General features: G+C 53.9%; 2 protein-coding genes. Both read right to left on the minus strand.

Going from position 1 to position 2,098, the window contains the following annotated elements; genetic code table 11:
* Window positions 1-28: 28 nt before the first annotated feature.
* A complete protein-coding gene (locus VH187_RS10280) occupies window positions 29-1,282 on the minus strand; it encodes a hypothetical protein (protein ID WP_329701359.1) in 1,254 nt (417 codons plus the stop codon).
* 132 nt (window positions 1,283-1,414) lie between these two features.
* On the minus strand, window positions 1,415-2,098 hold a 684-nt coding region (locus VH187_RS10285), incomplete at its 5' end, for an aminotransferase-like domain-containing protein (RefSeq protein WP_329701360.1).

Consider the following 2,098-nt stretch of genomic DNA (forward strand, 5'->3'; position numbering starts at 1 on the left):
GATAGAAATAGAGGCCTTATTACTCTTGTTATTGCCCGCTGACAGGAACCGCCAGATACGCCGTTAACACGCCCGTAATTGGATCGGCAGCTCTACCTGTAATCTCTCCCTTGTTGTTTATGTCTTTCGCGCTTGTGAGCAGTGCAGAATAGCCGGGTGCTTTGAGATCGTTTAGGTCTGTTGGTGTGTTGCCGTGATCCCAAATAACTGCACGACAATCAACCAGGTCCGCGTCGCATGAGACACCGACTACCTGGCGGGCTTCGTTAATGCCGTAGGCCTCGCTGTCTACATGTTTTGGTGTACGACCCTTTAACGGTTTGAGAGGCCGGATGCCGTCTTCCCTGGTCCACATGAAAGCATGTAAGATATCGCCTTCAACAAATGCCGGGTCGCCGGCAAACCCGACTACATCGCCTCGTTGATTGATTGCCGTCGGCGTATTCCACCACGGGGCTGGTGCATCTGGATAAATATCAGTCACAGTGCCATTTTCCCATAGCACAGCGTGCTTGGCCGTATGTCTTCCAACGGCCTGGTCGCAGATTCCAGAAATGCCGACGATCTGGCCATTGTCATCGATCGCCGTGGCAGCTCCTGAGGTGTCGCCCGGGATCAGAGGGAGGTCATGGATTTGGTCCGGTGGTCCCAGAGTCCACACGGCTGGACGAAACTGGAGTACTTGGGTGCAGCAACAGGTGGGGTCATGAACGCTATTCTCCGCCCATCCGACTACCTGACCCAAGTTGTTGGCTCCCGTTGCAAAGCCGTTATTGCCGCCTGGAAATGGGGGAAGTCCTCTCATCTGGTTGTTTTGCCAAACGAACCCGAGATTGATATAGCCGACGTTGTTAGGCGTACTGTAGAAAGCCGCGCTACTCCAGCTCTCGCCCAGAGGTTCCGGATCGGCGGTTTGAGATATGCCGACGATGATTCCAGCGGTATTCTTCACGTTCCACGTGACACTGCTGTTTGGTCCGCCGAGTGTGTTTAGGTCGGAGAGCAAACCGCTTCGCCACAGCGTAGCGTGCCGGTTCCTATTCGGCAGTCTGGAATAGCCTGCCGCCCAGCTCTGGTCGTTAATGCTATTTCCCCCGCTACTCGTTCCGCCAAAATCAGGGAGGTTCGACACGTTGTATTGTGTTTTTGCCTTTGCCTGGCCTTGTCCCTGTGCGTGCGTCGGAAGTAAAGCGATGCACACAACAGTCGCGATTATTGAAAGAGTCTGGGTAACTCCTTTGGTTATAAGCTGTGCTGTCATATTTTCTGTTTGAATTTTCATGACCGCACTTTAGGAACTCGCGTCGAGACATCGCCAGAGCCACTTCGTGCGTTTGGTACAGTCCATTTGACGAGATGGTCGCCTGACCAGTTCGGCGGCAACTGCAGAGAGATGGCGAACCAGCGCTGCGGCCTAATTCAATTTTGAATTCAGCGCCGCGGCGAACTTGCTAAGGCCCTCGCGGATTTGCGCGCGCGACCACGCTGCGAACCCAAATGTGAGTGCGGGTTTCGGCGCCACTTTCATAAAGCACGACGACAATGGCGAAGGCCTGATACCGATGTCAGCGCACACGCGTGTGATCACCGGCATGTGTCCTTTCTGTCGCACCCAAGCGACGAAGTGCAATCCAGCTTCGGGGATTTCGAGGATGAAGTACTTGCCTAACAATTTTTTGAATTGTTCGATAAAAAAGTCCCTGCGGTCCGAATATAATTTTCGCATCCGTTTGATGTGAGTAAGGAAAAACCCCTCCGTTAGGAATCGGGTCAGCGTTGCCTGATCGATGGCCGGCGAGTGTTGGTCCATCACAGCCCGAATCTTAATCATCGGTTCGACCAGTTGGTGTGGCGCGACGATATAGCCCAGCCGCAACGACGGGTACAGGATCTTACTCAGTGTGCCTGAGTAGATAACACGACCGACGCTATCGAGGCCCTGCAAACATGGAAGTGGGGGACCGGTATAACGAAATTCCGAGTTGTGATCGTCCTCGAAAATGTAAGCGTCGCAGGCGCGTGCGAACTCGATCAGCGCCATCCTTCGCGCGAGACTCATCGTCATACCGAGCGGGAACTGATGGGAAGGAGTCACGTA

The organism is Scandinavium sp. (assembly GCF_036271055.1).
In the GTDB taxonomy this organism is placed as follows: domain Bacteria; phylum Pseudomonadota; class Gammaproteobacteria; order Enterobacterales; family Enterobacteriaceae; genus Scandinavium.